General features: G+C 46.3%; 17 protein-coding genes. 5 read left to right on the top strand and 12 right to left on the bottom strand.

All coding sequences use genetic code 11. The features are described 5' to 3' along the window. Positions 1-1,232: 1,232 nt before the first annotated feature. Positions 1,233-1,484: a hypothetical protein gene (locus GJ699_RS00345; RefSeq protein WP_154372017.1), complete on the bottom strand. Its 252-nt coding sequence runs from the start codon at positions 1,482-1,484 to the stop codon at positions 1,233-1,235. 205 nt (positions 1,485-1,689) lie between these two features. Between GJ699_RS00345 and GJ699_RS00340 the strand changes: the two genes are divergently transcribed. Further along, complete coding sequence (locus tag GJ699_RS00340) at positions 1,690-2,256, top strand: recombinase family protein (RefSeq protein WP_154372015.1); 567 nt, start codon at positions 1,690-1,692, stop codon at positions 2,254-2,256. 2 nt (positions 2,257-2,258) lie between these two features. Here the strand turns inward: GJ699_RS00340 and GJ699_RS00335 are convergent, their stop codons facing one another. The 6 genes from GJ699_RS00335 to GJ699_RS00310 all read right to left on the bottom strand — a co-directional run bounded on the left by GJ699_RS00335 (position 2,259) and on the right by GJ699_RS00310 (position 9,194). Next, positions 2,259-2,948, bottom strand: coding sequence for a hypothetical protein (locus tag GJ699_RS00335; RefSeq protein ID WP_154372013.1), 690 nt, complete (start codon positions 2,946-2,948; stop codon positions 2,259-2,261). A gap of 432 nt (positions 2,949-3,380) precedes the next feature. Beyond that, positions 3,381-3,983, bottom strand: coding sequence for an HNH endonuclease family protein (locus tag GJ699_RS00330; protein ID WP_154372011.1), 603 nt, complete (start codon positions 3,981-3,983; stop codon positions 3,381-3,383). Continuing rightward, a complete protein-coding gene (locus GJ699_RS00325) occupies positions 3,980-5,110 on the bottom strand; it encodes an AAA family ATPase (RefSeq protein ID WP_154372009.1) in 1,131 nt (376 codons plus the stop codon). The genes GJ699_RS00330 and GJ699_RS00325 overlap by 4 nt, the downstream gene beginning before the upstream one ends. Positions 5,111-5,563: 453 nt before the next feature. Further along, complete coding sequence (locus tag GJ699_RS00320; RefSeq protein ID WP_154372007.1) at positions 5,564-7,597, bottom strand: DUF3732 domain-containing protein; 2,034 nt, start codon at positions 7,595-7,597, stop codon at positions 5,564-5,566. Beyond that, a complete protein-coding gene (locus GJ699_RS00315) occupies positions 7,594-8,055 on the bottom strand; it encodes a three component ABC system middle component (RefSeq protein ID WP_154372005.1) in 462 nt (153 codons plus the stop codon). Before GJ699_RS00315 ends, GJ699_RS00320 begins: the two co-directional genes overlap by 4 nt. Continuing rightward, on the bottom strand, positions 8,055-9,194 hold the full coding sequence (locus GJ699_RS00310; RefSeq protein WP_195763417.1) for a hypothetical protein: 1,140 nt from the start codon (positions 9,192-9,194) through the stop codon (positions 8,055-8,057). Before GJ699_RS00310 ends, GJ699_RS00315 begins: the two co-directional genes overlap by 1 nt. A 158-nt stretch (positions 9,195-9,352) precedes the next feature. Here GJ699_RS00310 and GJ699_RS00305 point away from each other — a divergent pair, with 158 nt between their 5' ends. Further along, on the top strand, positions 9,353-9,925 hold the full coding sequence (locus GJ699_RS00305; RefSeq protein WP_154372001.1) for a HEPN domain-containing protein: 573 nt from the start codon (positions 9,353-9,355) through the stop codon (positions 9,923-9,925). A gap of 257 nt (positions 9,926-10,182) precedes the next feature. On the opposite strand, the gene GJ699_RS00300 is transcribed toward GJ699_RS00305, so the two are convergent. The 3 genes from GJ699_RS00300 to GJ699_RS35235 form a co-directional block, all read right to left on the bottom strand. Continuing rightward, positions 10,183-10,473: an H-NS histone family protein gene (locus GJ699_RS00300; protein WP_154371999.1), complete on the bottom strand. Its 291-nt coding sequence runs from the start codon at positions 10,471-10,473 to the stop codon at positions 10,183-10,185. 133 nt (positions 10,474-10,606) lie between these two features. Then, positions 10,607-11,971: an AlbA family DNA-binding domain-containing protein gene (locus GJ699_RS00295; protein WP_154371998.1), complete on the bottom strand. Its 1,365-nt coding sequence runs from the start codon at positions 11,969-11,971 to the stop codon at positions 10,607-10,609. Between the two features lie 68 nt (positions 11,972-12,039). Continuing rightward, the gene (locus tag GJ699_RS35235; protein WP_154371996.1) at positions 12,040-12,387 is read right to left on the bottom strand and encodes a helix-turn-helix domain-containing protein; all 348 of its coding nucleotides are present in this window, start codon (positions 12,385-12,387) and stop codon (positions 12,040-12,042) included. Between the two features lie 489 nt (positions 12,388-12,876). On the opposite strand from GJ699_RS35235, the gene GJ699_RS00285 reads away from it, so the two are divergent. Then, positions 12,877-13,434: a hypothetical protein gene (locus tag GJ699_RS00285; protein ID WP_154371994.1), complete on the top strand. Its 558-nt coding sequence runs from the start codon at positions 12,877-12,879 to the stop codon at positions 13,432-13,434. Between the two features lie 205 nt (positions 13,435-13,639). Continuing rightward, on the top strand, positions 13,640-14,515 hold the full coding sequence (locus GJ699_RS00280) for a CAP domain-containing protein (protein ID WP_195763416.1): 876 nt from the start codon (positions 13,640-13,642) through the stop codon (positions 14,513-14,515). Between the two features lie 253 nt (positions 14,516-14,768). On the opposite strand, the gene GJ699_RS35230 is transcribed toward GJ699_RS00280, so the two are convergent. Further along, positions 14,769-15,011, bottom strand: coding sequence for a helix-turn-helix domain-containing protein (locus GJ699_RS35230; protein WP_371867443.1), 243 nt, complete (start codon positions 15,009-15,011; stop codon positions 14,769-14,771). 160 nt (positions 15,012-15,171) lie between these two features. On the opposite strand from GJ699_RS35230, the gene GJ699_RS00270 reads away from it, so the two are divergent. Further along, on the top strand, positions 15,172-15,630 hold the full coding sequence (locus tag GJ699_RS00270; protein WP_154371988.1) for a hypothetical protein: 459 nt from the start codon (positions 15,172-15,174) through the stop codon (positions 15,628-15,630). Between the two features lie 372 nt (positions 15,631-16,002). On the opposite strand, the gene GJ699_RS00265 is transcribed toward GJ699_RS00270, so the two are convergent. Continuing rightward, the gene (locus tag GJ699_RS00265) at positions 16,003-16,266 is read right to left on the bottom strand and encodes a helix-turn-helix domain-containing protein (protein WP_154371986.1); all 264 of its coding nucleotides are present in this window, start codon (positions 16,264-16,266) and stop codon (positions 16,003-16,005) included. Positions 16,267-16,467: the final 201 nt, after the last annotated feature.

Below are 16,467 nucleotides of genomic sequence, written 5' to 3'. Positions count from 1 at the left end.
TTTGCTGTGCCCAAGGACAAGTGACGCTCGCCCTCCGGGACAAGCCATCATTCGCGAATGCTCGCGAGGCTTCGTCGTATATTTCCTGAATACCGACTCTCGAAACCTTGCTTGTGCCTCTACTTGCACATACCCGTAAGGCTAGAACCGTTCCAAGATAGGTTGGATGGAGTGTTTCCGTCATCACAGTGGAACCAATACAAATGACCATATCCCCCATAACTATCTGCCACTTGTATATGCGCCTGTGCATTCACTCCACGCAACGCAATCTTCTTCCGATTACAGTCGACGCTTGAATTTCCGGTGGGGGCCGTACCGCACCAAGCCACACTAATTTCCATATTGCAAATGTTTTTAAGTGCGGGTTGGCCTCCCAATGAGACAACTTCTAAGCAATGCTTTGCAGCATTTGCTTTAAGTGGCAAATTAACAGTGCATCCGATTGTGATAGCCAAAAGACAACGAAAGAATTTCATACACCCCCCTTATTAAATTTTTACTTCATTAGCAATATAGTAAGCCAAATGGAAGTTGTCATTATGATATTTTGACTGAGAATAGAATTTGAGTAATGCGAGGCTTGCCAACAACACCTTTCACGCTGGCTTGTATTAGGGATGTCTGCGCATAAAAAGCGAAAGAATTGGATAACTCGCTATACCGAGGTGTGTAACGGCACCTGCAACGCCTGCAACGAGTTACAGGCGCTGCAGGCGAACCGTACAGCCCCCCCTTCGATACCTTTAAAGCCCCTTGCAAGCCCCTTCGATCGGCCTTCACGCCAAGCTGCGGAAACCCCGCCGGTTGCGACTCGGATGCGACAGGGATGCGACGCAGTATCGGCTGGGTGCACTACGGCCGTTGGACGGCTGTTAAGCAGGCGTTGCGCGCGAGTGGGAAATCACCCAAGAGCCGGGCAAACAAGTGAGCAGACTCTAGTTGAGGAAATTGACTGCTTTGCCACAAGTGCGAAGCACACGGCGCGACTTACTATCCAAGCCGGCGAGGAAATTATGGCGTCCGTGGCAAGAGGAATGGCAGCATGACTCGAAAGTCGAGGATGCTCCGCCGCGCGCCCGGCATCCAGCTAGCGACGGTGAACGGCGCCAAGACCAGATAGCTCGGCAGAGGAATGAAAAGACAAAGGGGGCAAAATACCGCCCCCCTATTGTTTTGACCATGCAAAGCGCAGCGGCCTCTTGTGTACGCAGGGGCCAAAGTGGCGCTTGTCAATCTCTCTCTCGTATCAACCTGTACAAGGGTAAGTTGCTGATCGGATAGCCCAGTTTCAAAAGCCCTGTCAAGCTGCTCTGAACCCTCCGCGTGGCCGTCTCTAGAGATTCCGAGGCTTGACGCATGTCATCCCATCCAGCCGCGTCGCGAATGCAACAACTGAACTTCAGGTCGGCATCGTTCCATTTTTTTGATGCGTCAGCATATTCTTTGCGGGCCAGTGCCATTGCTATTTTGTCGCTGGACATGATGGGCTCCATAAAAAATGGGAATCGTACACACCGACAAAGCGCCTTGCAATAAATGAACTCTATAGTGCTCTGTTAGAAAACGAACGATTTTTAACATCCATGCAAAGCAATGGATATCCATGTTGGAAAAATATCCCTTGCAGTTTCTAACAAGAAGATATATTCCAACAGTGTTTTCCAACAGTCTAACCGGAGAGACACCATGGCAACCTTCACATACGGCCGCGTCAGCACCACCGAACAAAGCGCTGACAACCAGCGCATCGAAATCGAGGCGGCAGGCCACCAGGTCGATTTCTGGTTTGCTGACACCATCAGCGGCAAAACCGGCGCCACCCAGCGCCCGCAGTTCGCCGCGCTGCTCAGTCAGATTCGGAATGGTGAGACGCTGGTGGTAGCGAAGCTGGACCGCCTGGGCCGAGACGCGCAGGACGTCTGCGCCACGGTCAAGCTGCTGGCCAGCCGCAAGATTGCCGTCATCGTCCTCCAGCTTGGCAAGCTGGACCCGACCTCGCCGGCGGGCAAGATGATGCTGACCATGTTGGCCGCCGTGGCCGAGATGGAGCGTGATTTGCTGGTGGAACGCACGCAAGCCGGTCTGGCTCGTGCGAAGAATGAAGGCAAGACGCTGGGCCGCCCATCGAAAACGACCGCCGAGCAGCGTGCCAACATCATAGCCAAGTATGCCGCCGGCGAGAGCGTGAGCGCACTGGCCCGGATGTTCAGCGTCTCCCGGGCCAATATCTTGGGCGTGGTTAAGCCATCGTGAATTTACCACGCAGCATATGTTGCGCGCCGCAAATTCTGATAGTCAAATCCTAGTGCCTCTAGAAAAACCTCTACCACAGCTCGTTTATTGCTCCCTGCCCTCTTAATGGCTTCCGACATCGTATGGGATGCTTCTTTGCACCCATATCCTTCAAGCGCCATCTCGAATACTGACCGAATATCCGACTTTGGCATTGCCACATCCAAAACGGCCCATCCCTTCAGAAGCATCATCTTATTCTGGTACCGCGTCAGCACATCGGCCGCATGCAAGTCTAATTCTGCGTATGACCTGCGAAATTCCGCATCCCAAAATTGCTCCGCCTCAGGATGCTCCTCGATTTCGCGCTGCACTACAAAAATGTGATCAAAATCGTTGTTAAAAGTGGCAACTTGAGCTTGAACACGCGGCTCCGCGCCGGTCACAGCTACAACGAGCTCCATGCCTCTTATGCAACCAAAATAACAATGCAGCAATTCATGGAAAAGCTGATGGGCAGAACAAAGAAGCGGCAAGTAGATACGGAAAACTCGCTCAGCGCGGTACCAGTCCGCACATGCCCATTCAAGGCCGTTCCCACTAACGGGACTTGCCTTTCCCTGGAAACATTCAATCCTAATCCCATTTGCATTCAGTTCAGCCATAAGCGCAGTGCTGGGCGCCAGGTCACCAATTACGTCCATATCATTCATGCTCGCCCCAAGTTCGAAAAAACCTACACAGTGCCTACACGAAAACTACAGATACAAAAAAAGGACTTGAGAAACTCTCTAAGTCCTTGATTTTATGGCCTGCCCAGCTGGGTTCGAACCATTATGTAGTGCTACGTTACAGTAATCTACTGTGTGAGTGACTAAAATTTTAAAAAAATCAAAAACTTAGACATCCGATTCATTACGCCACGAATTGTACAATGATGGTAGTCAAAGTGGATTATCGAGCCTGGACAGCACTTCACGGATCGTCTTCCATTGCGAACTAGCGCGGCTAAGCTGCCTTGGCGAGCTTGGCGCGGGGTAGCGCCGCCCCCAGCACGCCATCAGGCACAGAGAAACACGCCGTCCTATCGTGAGCAATATGGACTCACCAAGCTGACGAAAACTTCTGGCTTGACATATCTAAAATTAGATCTTTGTAGTAAGTATTGCATCAATCAATGCAACATTATTTTTTTTCATTGCCTCCCAAACAATCTGTTTCGCCCTAGCCTCCGCTTGCTTAGTAGCTGATAATTTAAATAAGGCAATACTGTACGCACCTTTCCTAGTCAAAGCACCTATCAATACCTTTTGTTTTTCATTAACCCAGCAATAATGCATCGACGGATCATCGATAATCGGATGCACAATGGCGATCTTGCAATCTCTAAAATTTACGTTCTTTAAGCGCAGCACATCTGCTTGCCCTTTTTTTGAACTGCCATTGCAGTAAGTGCAAGCCAAAACAAGATTTATTCTATGAAAAGCATATTCTGGATAAGCAGGTCGCTTCTTTCCGCCCTTAGGAACTATATGCTCGATTTCCGCACGACTAGTTTCAAAAAGACTTAAACCACAAAAAGCGCAGTTACCATTTTGAATACTCAACAACTGACAATAAATTGTTTCTTTAAAAGCGGCCACTCCAGGTGAGGAGGAATCCCACTCACCGCCCTTTAGGGGATTAAGCCCCCTAAGCATATTCCTTATACGTCTTGGCATAGCTGCAGACTTGATTTGAACAATCATATTTTAGCAAGATAATTTTTAGCTTGATCAATCACTATGTTAATAGGATCTGACTCGTTGAACCGCAATGAAGAAAATTTCGAAACCAACTCCTTTATTCGAGGCACGTTCTTTGAGCGTTGTGAAATCATTGAGAGTAACTCAGAAAGCTCCTGCTCAAAATAAAAGTTGCGAGTTGTCCTTAAGTTGAAAACTTGATATAAAATATTTTCTGCCGACCAAGCATACGTACTGTAATCTAATTTCTCAAAATTCTTAACAATATTTCCATCAACATTTTTTCTGGATACCGTTACCAAGTCAGAATCTTTGGGTTCAATATCTGAAACCATAAAATGTGAGTGAGTAGCTAACAGGCAGTGCGATTCCGGGAACGACGATAAAACATTCTTCAATAGACTCACATAACGCATCTGCCATGAAGGATGAAGACTAATTTCAGGCTCGTCTATCAATATTAAAGAATCTGAAATGGTCGCTGCAAGCAAACTAATCATCGTGTAAAGCACACTTTTCTCACCAGAACTAGTGTGCTCAAATTCAAATCCATCAGCTTTTGAAAAAACAACCTTAGGAGGCGAAATAAATTCTATATTCTCTAATATGTTAATAGTCTCTAACTCGTCGGAATCGATCGTCGACTTCGATGAGTCACAATCCACAACATACTCAATCGAAAGCGGTTCAGATGAAAGTCTACATTTTAACTTATCCACATTGGATATTAGCAGTTCAATTTGCTCATTAGAAATTGACCTCAAGTTATAACTTAGATATTTTTTTCTATCGATTGCTTTCAACAGCGCAGAATTTATTATTTTATGATTTAGCTTCGATTTGAATAATGTTTTTCTAGTAAGCTCATGTCTGATCCTTAACTTTCTCTCCATGCCAAGAAACTCTAGAATGTCACCGAGTTTTTCCACTCGTTTTTCATTTCTCGAAATGGCGGAGATATGAGAGCATAATCGTTTCTCAATAGTGCTGGTGTACATTGCGTTGCCTGTAGCACGCACACCCAAGTAGGAATAAGAACCATCAACCTCAGCAGAAAATGAAAATTTATCATTTGTGATAAAGGAAAGTGCTAATATTCTACTAGGGAATATTGATCTATTAATTTCCACTTCCTTTTTGTTACAATAAGCTCTAATTTCACTTTTATTGCGCGATATCTCGTATAATTTCCCGCCTAAAAAATACGCTAGCTGGACGTTATCGTATTTAAAAGCAGGACTGACTGTCCCGGTCGAAATCCTTTCCGTATGAGAAATTAGATACCGAAAAAAAATCAGCCATTGTTGCTAACAAAAAGCTTTTTCCGGTGCCATTTTCTCCAATCACGAGTGTCGTCAATATTCGATCCCGATCGTTTTTTTCTGTGCTGGAGAATTCACAATTATATAAATCACGCCCTTTGTGTCGAACAACAAAACTTAGCAAAGTAAACAATATAACACTCCTGTTATCGTCTAATTCATTTTAAGACAATAACTCAGTTAAAAAAATAAACAGAAAAATTGCACTTACTATTTTCAAATCTCACGAGTAAGTTTTAAATGGGAAATAAACTTATTTCGTTATCTACCATCAATCGTGAGACCACGCATATCGATGAAACCATCATGTTGCTCGCGCCATCGCTTGCGAACCAAAGACTCAAAAGTCACGCCACTTTTCAAAACTAATTTATCTGCGTGATCAGTAACAATAATTTGGGGACAAATACCAGTTTCATCTTTTGTTTCTTGGCAGAACACCACCAGCTGATCAAAAAGTTTAGTTACTGCCTCAATATCTTCATCTACAGGTTTGCTCTTTTCACGACTTGCATCTCTTTTAACCAGCTCACCGGGAGAAAATTCGGAGTCATTGTCTAAAATAGTGGGGAAGTAAACTTGGCTTGGTTGATCCAAGAATAAGATTGGTGGAATGGAGCAATCCGCGCCAACCTCACAAAAATAGCGATGAAGGCTTAGAAATAGCACAAGGTGACAAGCCAGCCAATTTGCACCACTGCCCATTGAGCGAAGAAATACTTCTTTATTATTCGGCGTTACATGCCACAAATCAAAACTCTCCAAGGAAAAATGGAGGTTAATTGGTTTGTATGAGCCCTCAAAGTCGAATCGACTGCCGTATAAAGCCAAAAGGGTGCGAATGCGCCCTTCAGCTTCTTTTATTTTTTCAGTCAAGTCGTAATTAAGCTTAAGTTCGTCCGTTATTTTTTTAATTTCAATATCTAATGCTTTAATATCTGAATCGATCGTATTTTTAGATTGATTCAATAGTTCTTTCAGAACAGCTTCAATACGTAATTTTGCCTCAACAGCGAGCTCATATTGATTCTTTAGCGCCCCCATGTTCTCGGTCTGCTTCTTCAGAGAGCGTATTTTTGCAGAGCACGAAGCTAAATTCGCCCGATCATGCGCCACTTGCTTTTTTAATACACTCAATTCTTCATCGAGAGCAAGCTGACGATAGCTAGAGCGGCGAAGTTCACTGTTAAGCCAACCAATTGCCTCGGTTAACTGGTTGGCACTCGATTCAACGACGTTATTCTCTGATTCACAGAACGGGCAATTGGCGTGCTTGATGTTGGCCGTACGAGGAAGCGCAATAGCCTGATTGTGCTCCAAATATTTCTTCGAAAACTCCCCTGCAGATTCCACCTGGGTCAAGGCAATCTGGGACTTTCGAAGTTGACTGGTCAATTCGGTCCTGCGGTCCTCCTCTTGATTGAGCAACTTTACATGCTCGTTAGAGCCCGCGACATACTTGACTTTCTGTGCCCCCAGCCAGTTGAGCGCATTGGCTGGAGAACTTATAGCAGCGTCCAAATTCAAGCCAAATTCTTTTCCTGTAATTGCCCTGTATGAAAAGATGACCTGCTCCAACTTGGCGCGCTGTATGCTTTCTTGATCTTTCTTTTTGGGGATTTCTCGCTTTAGTCGACGACGCTTCGCATCAAGCTCATTGAATAACTGCATCAGACTAAAATAGCGCTGATCTGCAAACCCTAAGAAGATTTTTAGGTGTTCGATCGCTTGCTCACGTTTTTCTTTTTGGTCAAACCTGTAAAATATAGCGTGCTTGTTCGCAACCAAATTCTGATGCTGCAGATTGAACGATGCGAAACTACGAATAGACGGTGTAGCAGATCGCCGCTTTCCATATGCTGCACGAGCTTCGATGTCCTCATCTATATCCGTCACTTTTATGGAAAAGAACTGATTCATGCGCTTTTTGAACTGCCGTAGAGGATGGAAATACTGGGATTCGAAGTACCCCATTCCAAGCCAATCAAGCGAGACAAAATTCTCCACATCGAATTCTTCTTTTAGAAATACATCCTCGCTATCAGCAGCTCTGCCCATTACAAGAAGGGATGCTTCCATTTTCATAATCGTGAAATAGAACTGCGCAGCGGTTGTAATGACCCCAACCGGAACGGTAAATTCCGAACTACCGAAGCAATAGTCAAATATCTCAATTAAGGCGCTTTTCCCAGTAGATGACCGGCCTGTGATGACGTTAACACCTTCGCTAAACTCGACATGATACGCTGTATTAGCATTATCAATAATGCCGATATACATAATGCTAGCTCTCATAGAGATAATACTCCTACCATCCGAAAAATTGTTGGTACATCATATTCGTTAAAAAATCGAGCAAGCGTAACTGTTGCTTTTTCCAGGCCCGGCGGCGACGGAGCATCAAGACCAACTAAAGCGCCTCTCACTATGACTTCGTCACGCAAAATCTCTATGCACCCAGAACTAGCTAGATACTGCAAAGTCGCATTGGTTACACCCTTGTAGTCACCAATCGAATCCTGAAGTCCATGCAGCAAATCTTTTCTCTCAGCCATTGTTCTCAAATTACTTGCATCCAAATCACGCTTTAGATAAAGTCTGCGTTTAACAGGAAGAGAAATCGGTAACACCAAGTATGCAAGCAGCAACGAGTGCTCTCTCTTGCCTAAAGCTTTAAAAAATTCAAAAATTGCTGGGGCAAAAATGAAAGGATTATTATTTAAAATATCCAGATGCCTTATCGGATCACTCATTATGGATTCAAACTCCATCTGAAATTATCTTGAAGGTCATTCATGCAAATATGAATAATCCCGTTGCGGAACCAAGTTTGCACGTCACTATATCCAGTGAACGTTGGCGCAGGAGCCACTTGACAATTGTTATAAAAAACCTGCGACGCCCCCAAGTCCGCCATCGTATTCTTTTGCGCGGTATCGTAACTCATGAGGAAGTTCATTTTTACCAGATTACGGAATGAGTTAAAATACTTGAATCTTGCACTATAATCTTCGAAATGAGATGCAATCGTATGTACTGTCGACTCATAATCTTTAATCGCGTAAGCTAAAAATATATGATGCTGAATATCACGAATTTTCTCAATGAATAAATCTTCACGGTTTAGATCAATATCTGCCTCGTCGAATTCATCATAGTGCTGCGTTGGAAATGTGCGGGATTCGTTACAATATTTCTGGAGAAGAATCTGGCAATGATCGTCAAAATCTTCATGGCTTATCTCCCAGGATGCCCCAGCTTTTTTCTCCGGAAAACAAACAAATCCTAGGAGCCCCTTAACAAAAAGGTCCTTATTTGCTTGCAGTATTCCGATACTACGTTCATTACGAATTCGTTTGTACAGCTCTGGCATAGCTGGATGCCCGGTATCGATGAAGATCTTATCGACAATGCTTATCAGCAACTTTCGATTTTTGGGTGCCAGTACAGAACGTTGCTGCATTACCGCCTTGCTGGGCTTGTAGTCAGGTGTCGTATCCTGCTTCTTTTTGATTCGGTCTTCGGAACGCACCAAGATCTTCTCCAGAATCTCAATGCGGTCGCTATGCTTGCTGTCATTCCAAGCTGAGAGCGTGGCCATCGCGGAGAAGGACTGAGTAGTGAGAAGTATTAATGCTTGATAGGAGCCGGAAGGAAACGCAGGGTCAAGCCAGTTCGTCAACGTATTCCAAAAATTGGGATGACCATCCGTCAACTCATCTGAATATGCTTTTACCTCAAATTGCGAATCATCCTCAATCGTGAGGTCGCCTAGGTCTTCTATCAGAAGCTTTTGGCCAGGAGCTAATCCGTAACACTTATCCACGGCCAGACATAGCTGATATATAGTTCCACGAGTGGAGGCAGACGCGTTTGCGCGCACATTTGCCATAGCATTGGAGCAAAAAAATGCTTAACAGTTGGTAATGACTTATTGTATTGTAGAAATCTCACTAACCGTTACTGTACAAATATCCATGCCTTTAGTGGTCAAGAGAAATATTTTAATTTAGGCAATATTTTCATCGCGGGCAACAATTAGAGGGTTTTATGTCAACCAACATTTCGGTGCCGGCTTGGCCCGCCACAAAAGCAACAGCCCCTTCACGTATGCTATGGATGGCAGATGGGTTTGCGGAGGGCGCCCAAGTATTGTGTAATGCAATGGCGGCTGAGGACTATTACCCGCAGTACACAAACACGCGCGTGATATTACATCTATGCAGGCATGCAACTGAGCTTTTTCTAAAGGGTGCCATTGCGTTCAAAACAAAGCAATTCATAAAGACGCATCGGCTAGATATATTGTTCGAGAAATATCAACAACACTATCCATCCGCCAATTATCAAATTGCTTTTCCCTTCCCCAAATCTGTCTTTGTCCCAAGAGAGGGATTATTTCCAGATATATTGGAGGAATTTGTTCGCACACACGATCAGCGATTTCGGTATCCCATTGACAATACGGGAGAGCCATTTCAAGATGTAGAAGAATTTAAAATTTTGGACTATCAAAGCGCGATCGATCAGTTTCGCGCCGACTTGAACATCATGGTTTGGTTTATCGAATCCGGCAGGCCACCTGATCAGATGCCTGAATTATTCAGCCAGCGGAAAAATTAAAATTTCACCGATTCAGCGACTCAACCGAATGCGGCGAAAACAGGGGACATCGCCGTTACGTAATTAGCATTAAGTTGCACAAAGGTGCTCTATAAACTGAATGTATTTCCCCTCTTGCACCAAGACGTTGTCAAAACAATCGGTATCAGCCTAACTGCGCTGGGCCTTCAACTTAAATACCAAAACATTAGAGACGCAACTGCAAGCAGCTAATGGATACTCCGTTAGCAGAGGCTACTAACGGATCAATACAATTGTTATCGAATCAAGTATTGCTCTTTGTCTTTTCCTTCAAGCCACTTCGGAGCGCGCCCCCGGCCGGTCCAAGTGTCGCCAGTAGCTTCGTTCTTGTATTTCACTTCCACGGGCTTCCTCGGCGTCTTAGATAGCTGCTTTGACGAGCCGCCGATATCAGCTAATGTCAAACCATACTCTCTCATAATTGCCTGGATTTTGGCTTTGGCCTCTCCCACTTCTGCATGGCGTGCTTGATCCGCTTTGGCCTGCAACTCGGCAATTTGCTTTTGATAATCTTTATAAGTCGACATTATGGCACCTTTCAAATAAGTTATTGTTGAATCATTATACATGCCCAAATAATTCATGGACAAATTACAACTAAATGAACTGATTCTTACCTCAGCTCAACCTACCTGTTGATCTTCACAAGCAAAAAAATAGTTAACTGATAGCAAACGGAGAGCGTGGAAAATCAAAAATACCTGTCCATTGAGAAGGAGGGATCTTGCTATTACTAGCACCACGCCGGCAATAGAGTACGTAGTCCTGGCGGAGGTTTAGTGGTTTTATAACTGCTTCGGCTACGTCGATAAGTACAATATATTTTTCATCAACTAATATAGCGGTTACCTCAACGTTTACAGCCCCCTCGATGTTGTCCTTGATTACCGCTCGCAGCGCTCCGAGGTATCGGTTCATAAGAGATGGGCTGATTGCTTCTTTTCCCCAGGCACGGAGCTTTTCCTGATCTATCCCCACGATCTGGCAACTGTCATCGATTCCGAGATAGATGGTTCCACCTACTGTATTTGCAAATGCCACCACGGTTGCAATAATTTCATAAAGTTTAGTTCTGCCTTTATCTTGGCTAAGTCTTTGGTCAGGTTCGACGAATGGCTTGAATTCAATTTGCACGCCCTCCCCCGCAAGCGCGGCTGCCTGTATTTTAGTAACGTTACCGAGGCTATTCGTATTCAGGATCCGTCGACCGCCATGATCTTGCATGTGAAGATGTTCTTTATGAAAGTCGAATACCTGCCCTGCTTCATCAATTAAAACGAATTCGAGGGCTTGGGTCGCGGGAGGCAATCTTAGCAATGTAGCGCCGTTAACTACCCGCGCGCAAATTTGGTGGTTACTCATGCCATCCCAGGCTTTTCCGAGGACTGAAAGGCCGAGCTTGCCCACTTCAGATCCATCAATTCTGAGCGTCAAATAGCCTTCGTGTGATAGGTCAGATGATCCAACGTATGCTTCGTTTTGAGGTAACAAGAAGACAAGATGTTGAACTCTAGAGTCGCTCAGGCCATGGAAGGTTCTTAGACCGAGCCATTCCTGAGTTGCGCTGATGACATCGGAGTAATATGGCAGCCCAACTTTTGCTAACTGAGTCAATGGTTGGACAATTTGACTATCGTCTAGTCTCAGCGATACGGTCCAACCTGCCTCATTCATGCTTTCGTTCAAAGAGGCTCGTTGTTGAGATTGCCAATTAAAGCTCTGCGGGCTCTTAACATTTAACTGGTCAGCTATTCGCCAGCCCTCCTTCAGTTCGAGAAGAAATTCCTGGCATTCCGAGCCGGTCATCCACTCTTCGCTAAGCAGTGCATTTGAGTAATGCAAATCTGTCTGACTGGATTCCTTTTGCTCCGTCGGCATCCATTGGATGGTGCAGCCGATTAACGAGCTGCTGCTTGCATTTAATGAAACAACAGTTCGACGACGAAACATCCGCTGAAATGCGTACTTTCTAAGGTAGTTAAGGAGAATTTCCGGCGGCTCACTCGAATAAAAGGAATGCATCATAGAATCAATTTTGGTGCAGTCAGTCTCTTTAAAGGTGTACTTTCTACCAACTTTAAGGTTATACGTCTTTATTTCAGCTTACGGCCTGCTAGTTCAACACCAAGTTCCGAACGGCCGTGGATATTTATTGATCGTTTTCTCGTGGCACTTACACTGGCAACATAGCCGCCTCCAGAGCTACTCCAATAATTCTCACGCGGCATTTCAGGCGCGTGAGCAAGCTTGAGCAAAGCATCAATGCTAGGCTCACGCCGGCCCATCTCCAGCGAAGATATGGACTTCGGCTGCATGCTGACAATCGAATCCAGATCACTCTGCATTAGCTCAAGTTTTAAGCGCAACCTGCGTAAAACATGGCCCGAACTCCATAATTCTCTCCCATTTCTCCGGAAGCAATTTCGCAGATACAGTATCATTAGTACACTCAGCGCGCTAGGTGTACATTGATTTAGTTACTGTTTTTCATGGCTGTTTCACCGGGACGATGACACCGAAGCTCGGCACGAAGCAAAAAACCAATCTGCTTTTGCATTTCTTTCCTCAGTGGATTTTACGAAGCGGTAATTAGCCCCTTTTCCTGATAGTGGCATACGTTTAGCCAAGGAACCATCCTCCCGGCGTAACGTTCCGCAACTCCCCTTAGATCACACAGCAATCAAGATGAGCCGGTAGCGCGCAAAAACGGCTGGTTTCGCGAAAAGTTGGGCTGTGCATGACGAGAGTGTTGCCAATAGACAATTAATCAGGCTATACTTCAACGTAAACAACGGACATGTCCGTTGTTTTGAGCAAAAAGTTCGTTACGCCCACGGCAAAACAACGGATCCCAATAGTGGTAAGGCACGCTTGGCGTGCGTAAATTAGACAAGTTTCTTAGGAGCCCAGATGCACCAGAAAGCAGAGTCATGGCCGAATCGGAAAATATGAGCACATTCGTGATGCGTGGGCGACTTGCCGCTGTTCCCCATGGTGTTTGGCTCAACGGACACACAAAGCTTGCATACGTTGAGGTTGGAGACCAACGATTTGACGATTGCTGGGTCGCAGACTATTTACTTAATACGCTGGAAAATCAGGCCGGTAACGAAGTCGAACTTTCGCTTTGCCGTCTAGATAAACACGGCGTACATCTATGTGCGATAAAAAAAGGAGACGGGAAGATCGAGCGAATTCCAGACCCCTCACCCGCGCTACTAAGGCAGATGATCGTAAGCGCTTTGCTCTGGGGGGTTATAACTTTCATGAGCACACTACTCATCGCACCGATCATTCTTGTGATCCCAATTTATGCTTTCAAGGCCATTCTGTTTGGCCTAAGCGAGAGCATCTTAGCCCCCCTCATGATCTTCGGCGCGCTTAGCATTTGGGCTGTACAACTTATATGGATTCTTTATTGCAGCAAAAAGCTTTCGCCCAAAGTTCGACTCCGCATCATTCAGAAAGCTCGGACGGCATTTAATTAACACATGAAATCGTTGCAGTTAAATTATTCGGTAAAAAATGTATAACTCAGAATCTCGTTCTCTTCTCGCGTCAATGGTAATCCTAGTGTTAGCAACTGGCTGCGGCGGTAATGGGGGCAATACCGCGATGACTGCACCTGCAGGTCCAACCACGCCGACAACGCCTGCCAACCCCGTCGTAACGCCAGGCGACACCCAAACTTCTGTGCCAGCACTGACCTACACGGCAACCAGCCAGGAATATGCCTTCGTTACGGCACTCAACGACTTCCGCAGCAAGGTAGGTCTGGGACTGCTGGCCCAGAACATCAAGCTGGACACCGCCTCGACCAGCCATCTGAGCTACCTGCTGGCGAACGACGTCAACAACGGGGGCACAGTTAACTTCAACAGCTTTGATCCGGCCACCGGCCGCTCGATGCTGCACATCGAAAACAGCGTTCTGGCTAAGTTCACTGGCGTCCAAGAAGGTGATCGTGCCAAATTCGCTGGCTACGATGGTTCGTACACTGGCGAAGAGGTCACTTTCGGCGGCAATCAGGGCGGTGCTGCGGCCTTCGCTACGCTGGCTCAAACCGTGTACCACCGTGCCGGTCTGATGCTGCAAAATGTGCGTGAAATCGGCGTAGCGGTAGGCACCGACAAGTCGCAAACCGTGGTCATGGAAATGGGCCTGAAAACCAATCAGTCGGTCGCTTCGGACTATGTTGGCGTATACCCAGCCAACGGTCAGACCGGAGTAGCTCTGCATGCTTACGTGGAAGCGCCAAATCCGTTCCCTGACCTGTCCACAGCCAATGACGACTTTCCGACCAAGACGAGCTACCCAATCAGCGTTTCAGTCGTAACCGGCAACACCATCGCTGTTACCACCTTCACGGTGACGGAATCTGGCCAAGCAGCACCGATGGACGCCCGTCTGATGATCCGTTCAAACGATCCAAACGCCTATCTGGCCAGCAACGTTGCCTTCTTAATCGCCAAGGCTCCGTTTAAGTCCGGCATCACTTACAACGTGAGGTTCGCCGGCACCAACAACGGCGCGGCCATAACTAAGGAATGGTCATTTACGACCAGATAAGCGGCCGGCTTTTCCTAAACACTTACTCATAACGATAACGAAAGCATCAGCTTAGAATCCAAAATAGACTTCGCAGCCGTGTACGCGCATCAAACAGCGTCACACGGTTGCGTAGACTATCGGAGGCACTCAGTTCGCTATGAAATCGCGCCCATATCTTGGATCACGCCCAAAATGGATCGAAGCAAGATTAATAGCGACTGAAGCTAAAAGGGGCAACCAGGCCGAGACACGAAATTGCAAAAAACGGGCATTAAACACGTGCGCTCCCTAGCAATTGCTCCACAGACACTCCAAGCGCGCTAGCAATCGCAACCAAAGTCAGCAATGTAGGATTGTTGTCAGCTCGCTCCACAGCCGCTACATAACTCAAATTCAGACCGGCCGCCGCAGCGAGCCCTTCTTGTGTTAGCCCTCGATCTAGACGCAGAGATTTAATCGCAGCGCCGACGGCTACTAGAGGAGGCTGTTTACGCTTTGGAGAAATATTGGTCACATGCGGATGATCCGGGTATACTTCCGGAAGATCCAACGGACATGTCCGTTATTTCCTGCGTTAATATACTTTCCGCAAAACAGATAAGCACGAAACAAATCCACTTCGCCCGATCAGCTAGGCCGAACCATTTACCGCACAAACCTAAAACGGAGTCAATATGTTCCAGACAATCGAGTCATGGGAAATCATGGAAGGTACCGAGATACTTCGGGCGCTAGCTGGGCAGCCCGACCTTCGGCAATACCGAATGTTTGAAATTGCACTAAATACACCAACTTATCGGCTGGATGTCGTCCTGCCTGAGAAATTCTCCAAAGATCAAGTGTTGCGAAGATTTCGTCTTCATAGCCTGGGAGATGCATTGCAATTCATAAAGGAAGCGAACCCAGTAGAGACCCGCCTAACCCAAGAGACGCCGTTCGAAGATGGCGAGGCAGATCAGTTGCGTCAGATTACCGCAGTGTCTAGTGCGTTCGATAAACATGGTCGCAATGTATTTATATGCGAATCACTCTCCGGAACCTTCAACGTGAGTTGGGACAGCAGTTCTTACAACGGGCCAGTTAGCAATCAACGCAAGATATGGCCGCGTGACTCATCGTTAGTGAAGGGATGAGACCGAAAGATTTGCGTTACCAGCTACAGTACCCGTCTAGCTCCCCGCCTCGATTTGACTGCAAATGCCCGAAGAGTTAGAGCTTGTTCCTAAGTTTCGTACTATTTGCCGCCGCCGGAGGGACATTTCAAAAAAAATTCTGTCTATGCGTTCGTTTGCTCGCTGAATTGACCTGGTCAGTTTGCCCCTCTCTCCCTCGCGAACGCTGAAACAGAATAATAAGATCTCTCAAACTCAAACTCTTTCAGGTCTTCGTGCACCTGTTTTAGCGTAAGTCGTTATTTACGTCTCTCGTTCACTTCCGCCTTGAGCTGCGTGGTCACCTGTCGATGGCACTGGCAACACACCTTTCAGGTTAGGCGGGTGCGAACATCACCACTCCGCCGTTCCATTTGAGCCAGATGTGTCTCCCTCCCCCAACCAGAGCTCCAGCTCAAGTATCGAGCACCAGCTGAGCAGTTGTTTAAAGCTGATTTCGTCTGGATGTTTTTCTAAATGAGAAATACGATTTTGGCTCAACCCAAGGCGAATTGCCACCGTGGTTTGGGTCAGCTTGAGCCGCTTGCGAGTCGAAACAAGAAGCTGGCCAAGGTGCGGGGCAGTGATGACGCGAAGAGAGGTCGCAGGGATGGGCATGATTAGTATCGGATATTCGGATAAATTCAATTTATCCGAATATCAGATAATGTCAAGGCTATCGGAAGTAGGCGAAACTGCACCCAGGAATTACTCTCGTGACGTGCGCGGATGATCCGAAGACTAGACGTGAGTATTTGCATCCAATGGTCGTAAATGGCAGTGAGCACCTTGGCATCACCTACCGTGGCATCTCGAATA

Source organism: Duganella guangzhouensis, assembly GCF_009674535.1.
Taxonomy (GTDB): domain Bacteria; phylum Pseudomonadota; class Gammaproteobacteria; order Burkholderiales; family Burkholderiaceae_D; genus Rugamonas; species Rugamonas guangzhouensis.
The sequence above is the reverse complement of the archived record's forward strand: the minus strand, read 5'-3'. Positions and strand labels throughout refer to the sequence as shown.

Coding starts and splice junctions, on each gene's coding strand:
- GJ699_RS00335 (WP_154372013.1), bottom strand. CDS start 2,948: ATGAATGATATGGACGTAATTGGTGACCTGGCGCCCAGCACTGCGCTT.
- GJ699_RS00300 (WP_154371999.1), bottom strand. CDS start 10,473: ATGTCGACTTATAAAGATTATCAAAAGCAAATTGCCGAGTTGCAGGCC.
- GJ699_RS00330 (WP_154372011.1), bottom strand. CDS start 3,983: ATGATTGTTCAAATCAAGTCTGCAGCTATGCCAAGACGTATAAGGAAT.
- GJ699_RS00295 (WP_154371998.1), bottom strand. CDS start 11,971: ATGATGCATTCCTTTTATTCGAGTGAGCCGCCGGAAATTCTCCTTAAC.
- GJ699_RS00270 (WP_154371988.1), top strand. CDS start 15,172: ATGTTCCAGACAATCGAGTCATGGGAAATCATGGAAGGTACCGAGATA.
- GJ699_RS00310 (WP_195763417.1), bottom strand. CDS start 9,194: ATGGCAAATGTGCGCGCAAACGCGTCTGCCTCCACTCGTGGAACTATA.
- GJ699_RS00305 (WP_154372001.1), top strand. CDS start 9,353: ATGTCAACCAACATTTCGGTGCCGGCTTGGCCCGCCACAAAAGCAACA.
- GJ699_RS00340 (WP_154372015.1), top strand. CDS start 1,690: ATGGCAACCTTCACATACGGCCGCGTCAGCACCACCGAACAAAGCGCT.
- GJ699_RS35235 (WP_154371996.1), bottom strand. CDS start 12,387: ATGATACTGTATCTGCGAAATTGCTTCCGGAGAAATGGGAGAGAATTA.
- GJ699_RS00285 (WP_154371994.1), top strand. CDS start 12,877: ATGGCCGAATCGGAAAATATGAGCACATTCGTGATGCGTGGGCGACTT.
- GJ699_RS00320 (WP_154372007.1), bottom strand. CDS start 7,597: ATGAGAGCTAGCATTATGTATATCGGCATTATTGATAATGCTAATACA.
- GJ699_RS00345 (WP_154372017.1), bottom strand. CDS start 1,484: ATGTCCAGCGACAAAATAGCAATGGCACTGGCCCGCAAAGAATATGCT.
- GJ699_RS00315 (WP_154372005.1), bottom strand. CDS start 8,055: ATGAGTGATCCGATAAGGCATCTGGATATTTTAAATAATAATCCTTTC.
- GJ699_RS00265 (WP_154371986.1), bottom strand. CDS start 16,266: ATGCCCATCCCTGCGACCTCTCTTCGCGTCATCACTGCCCCGCACCTT.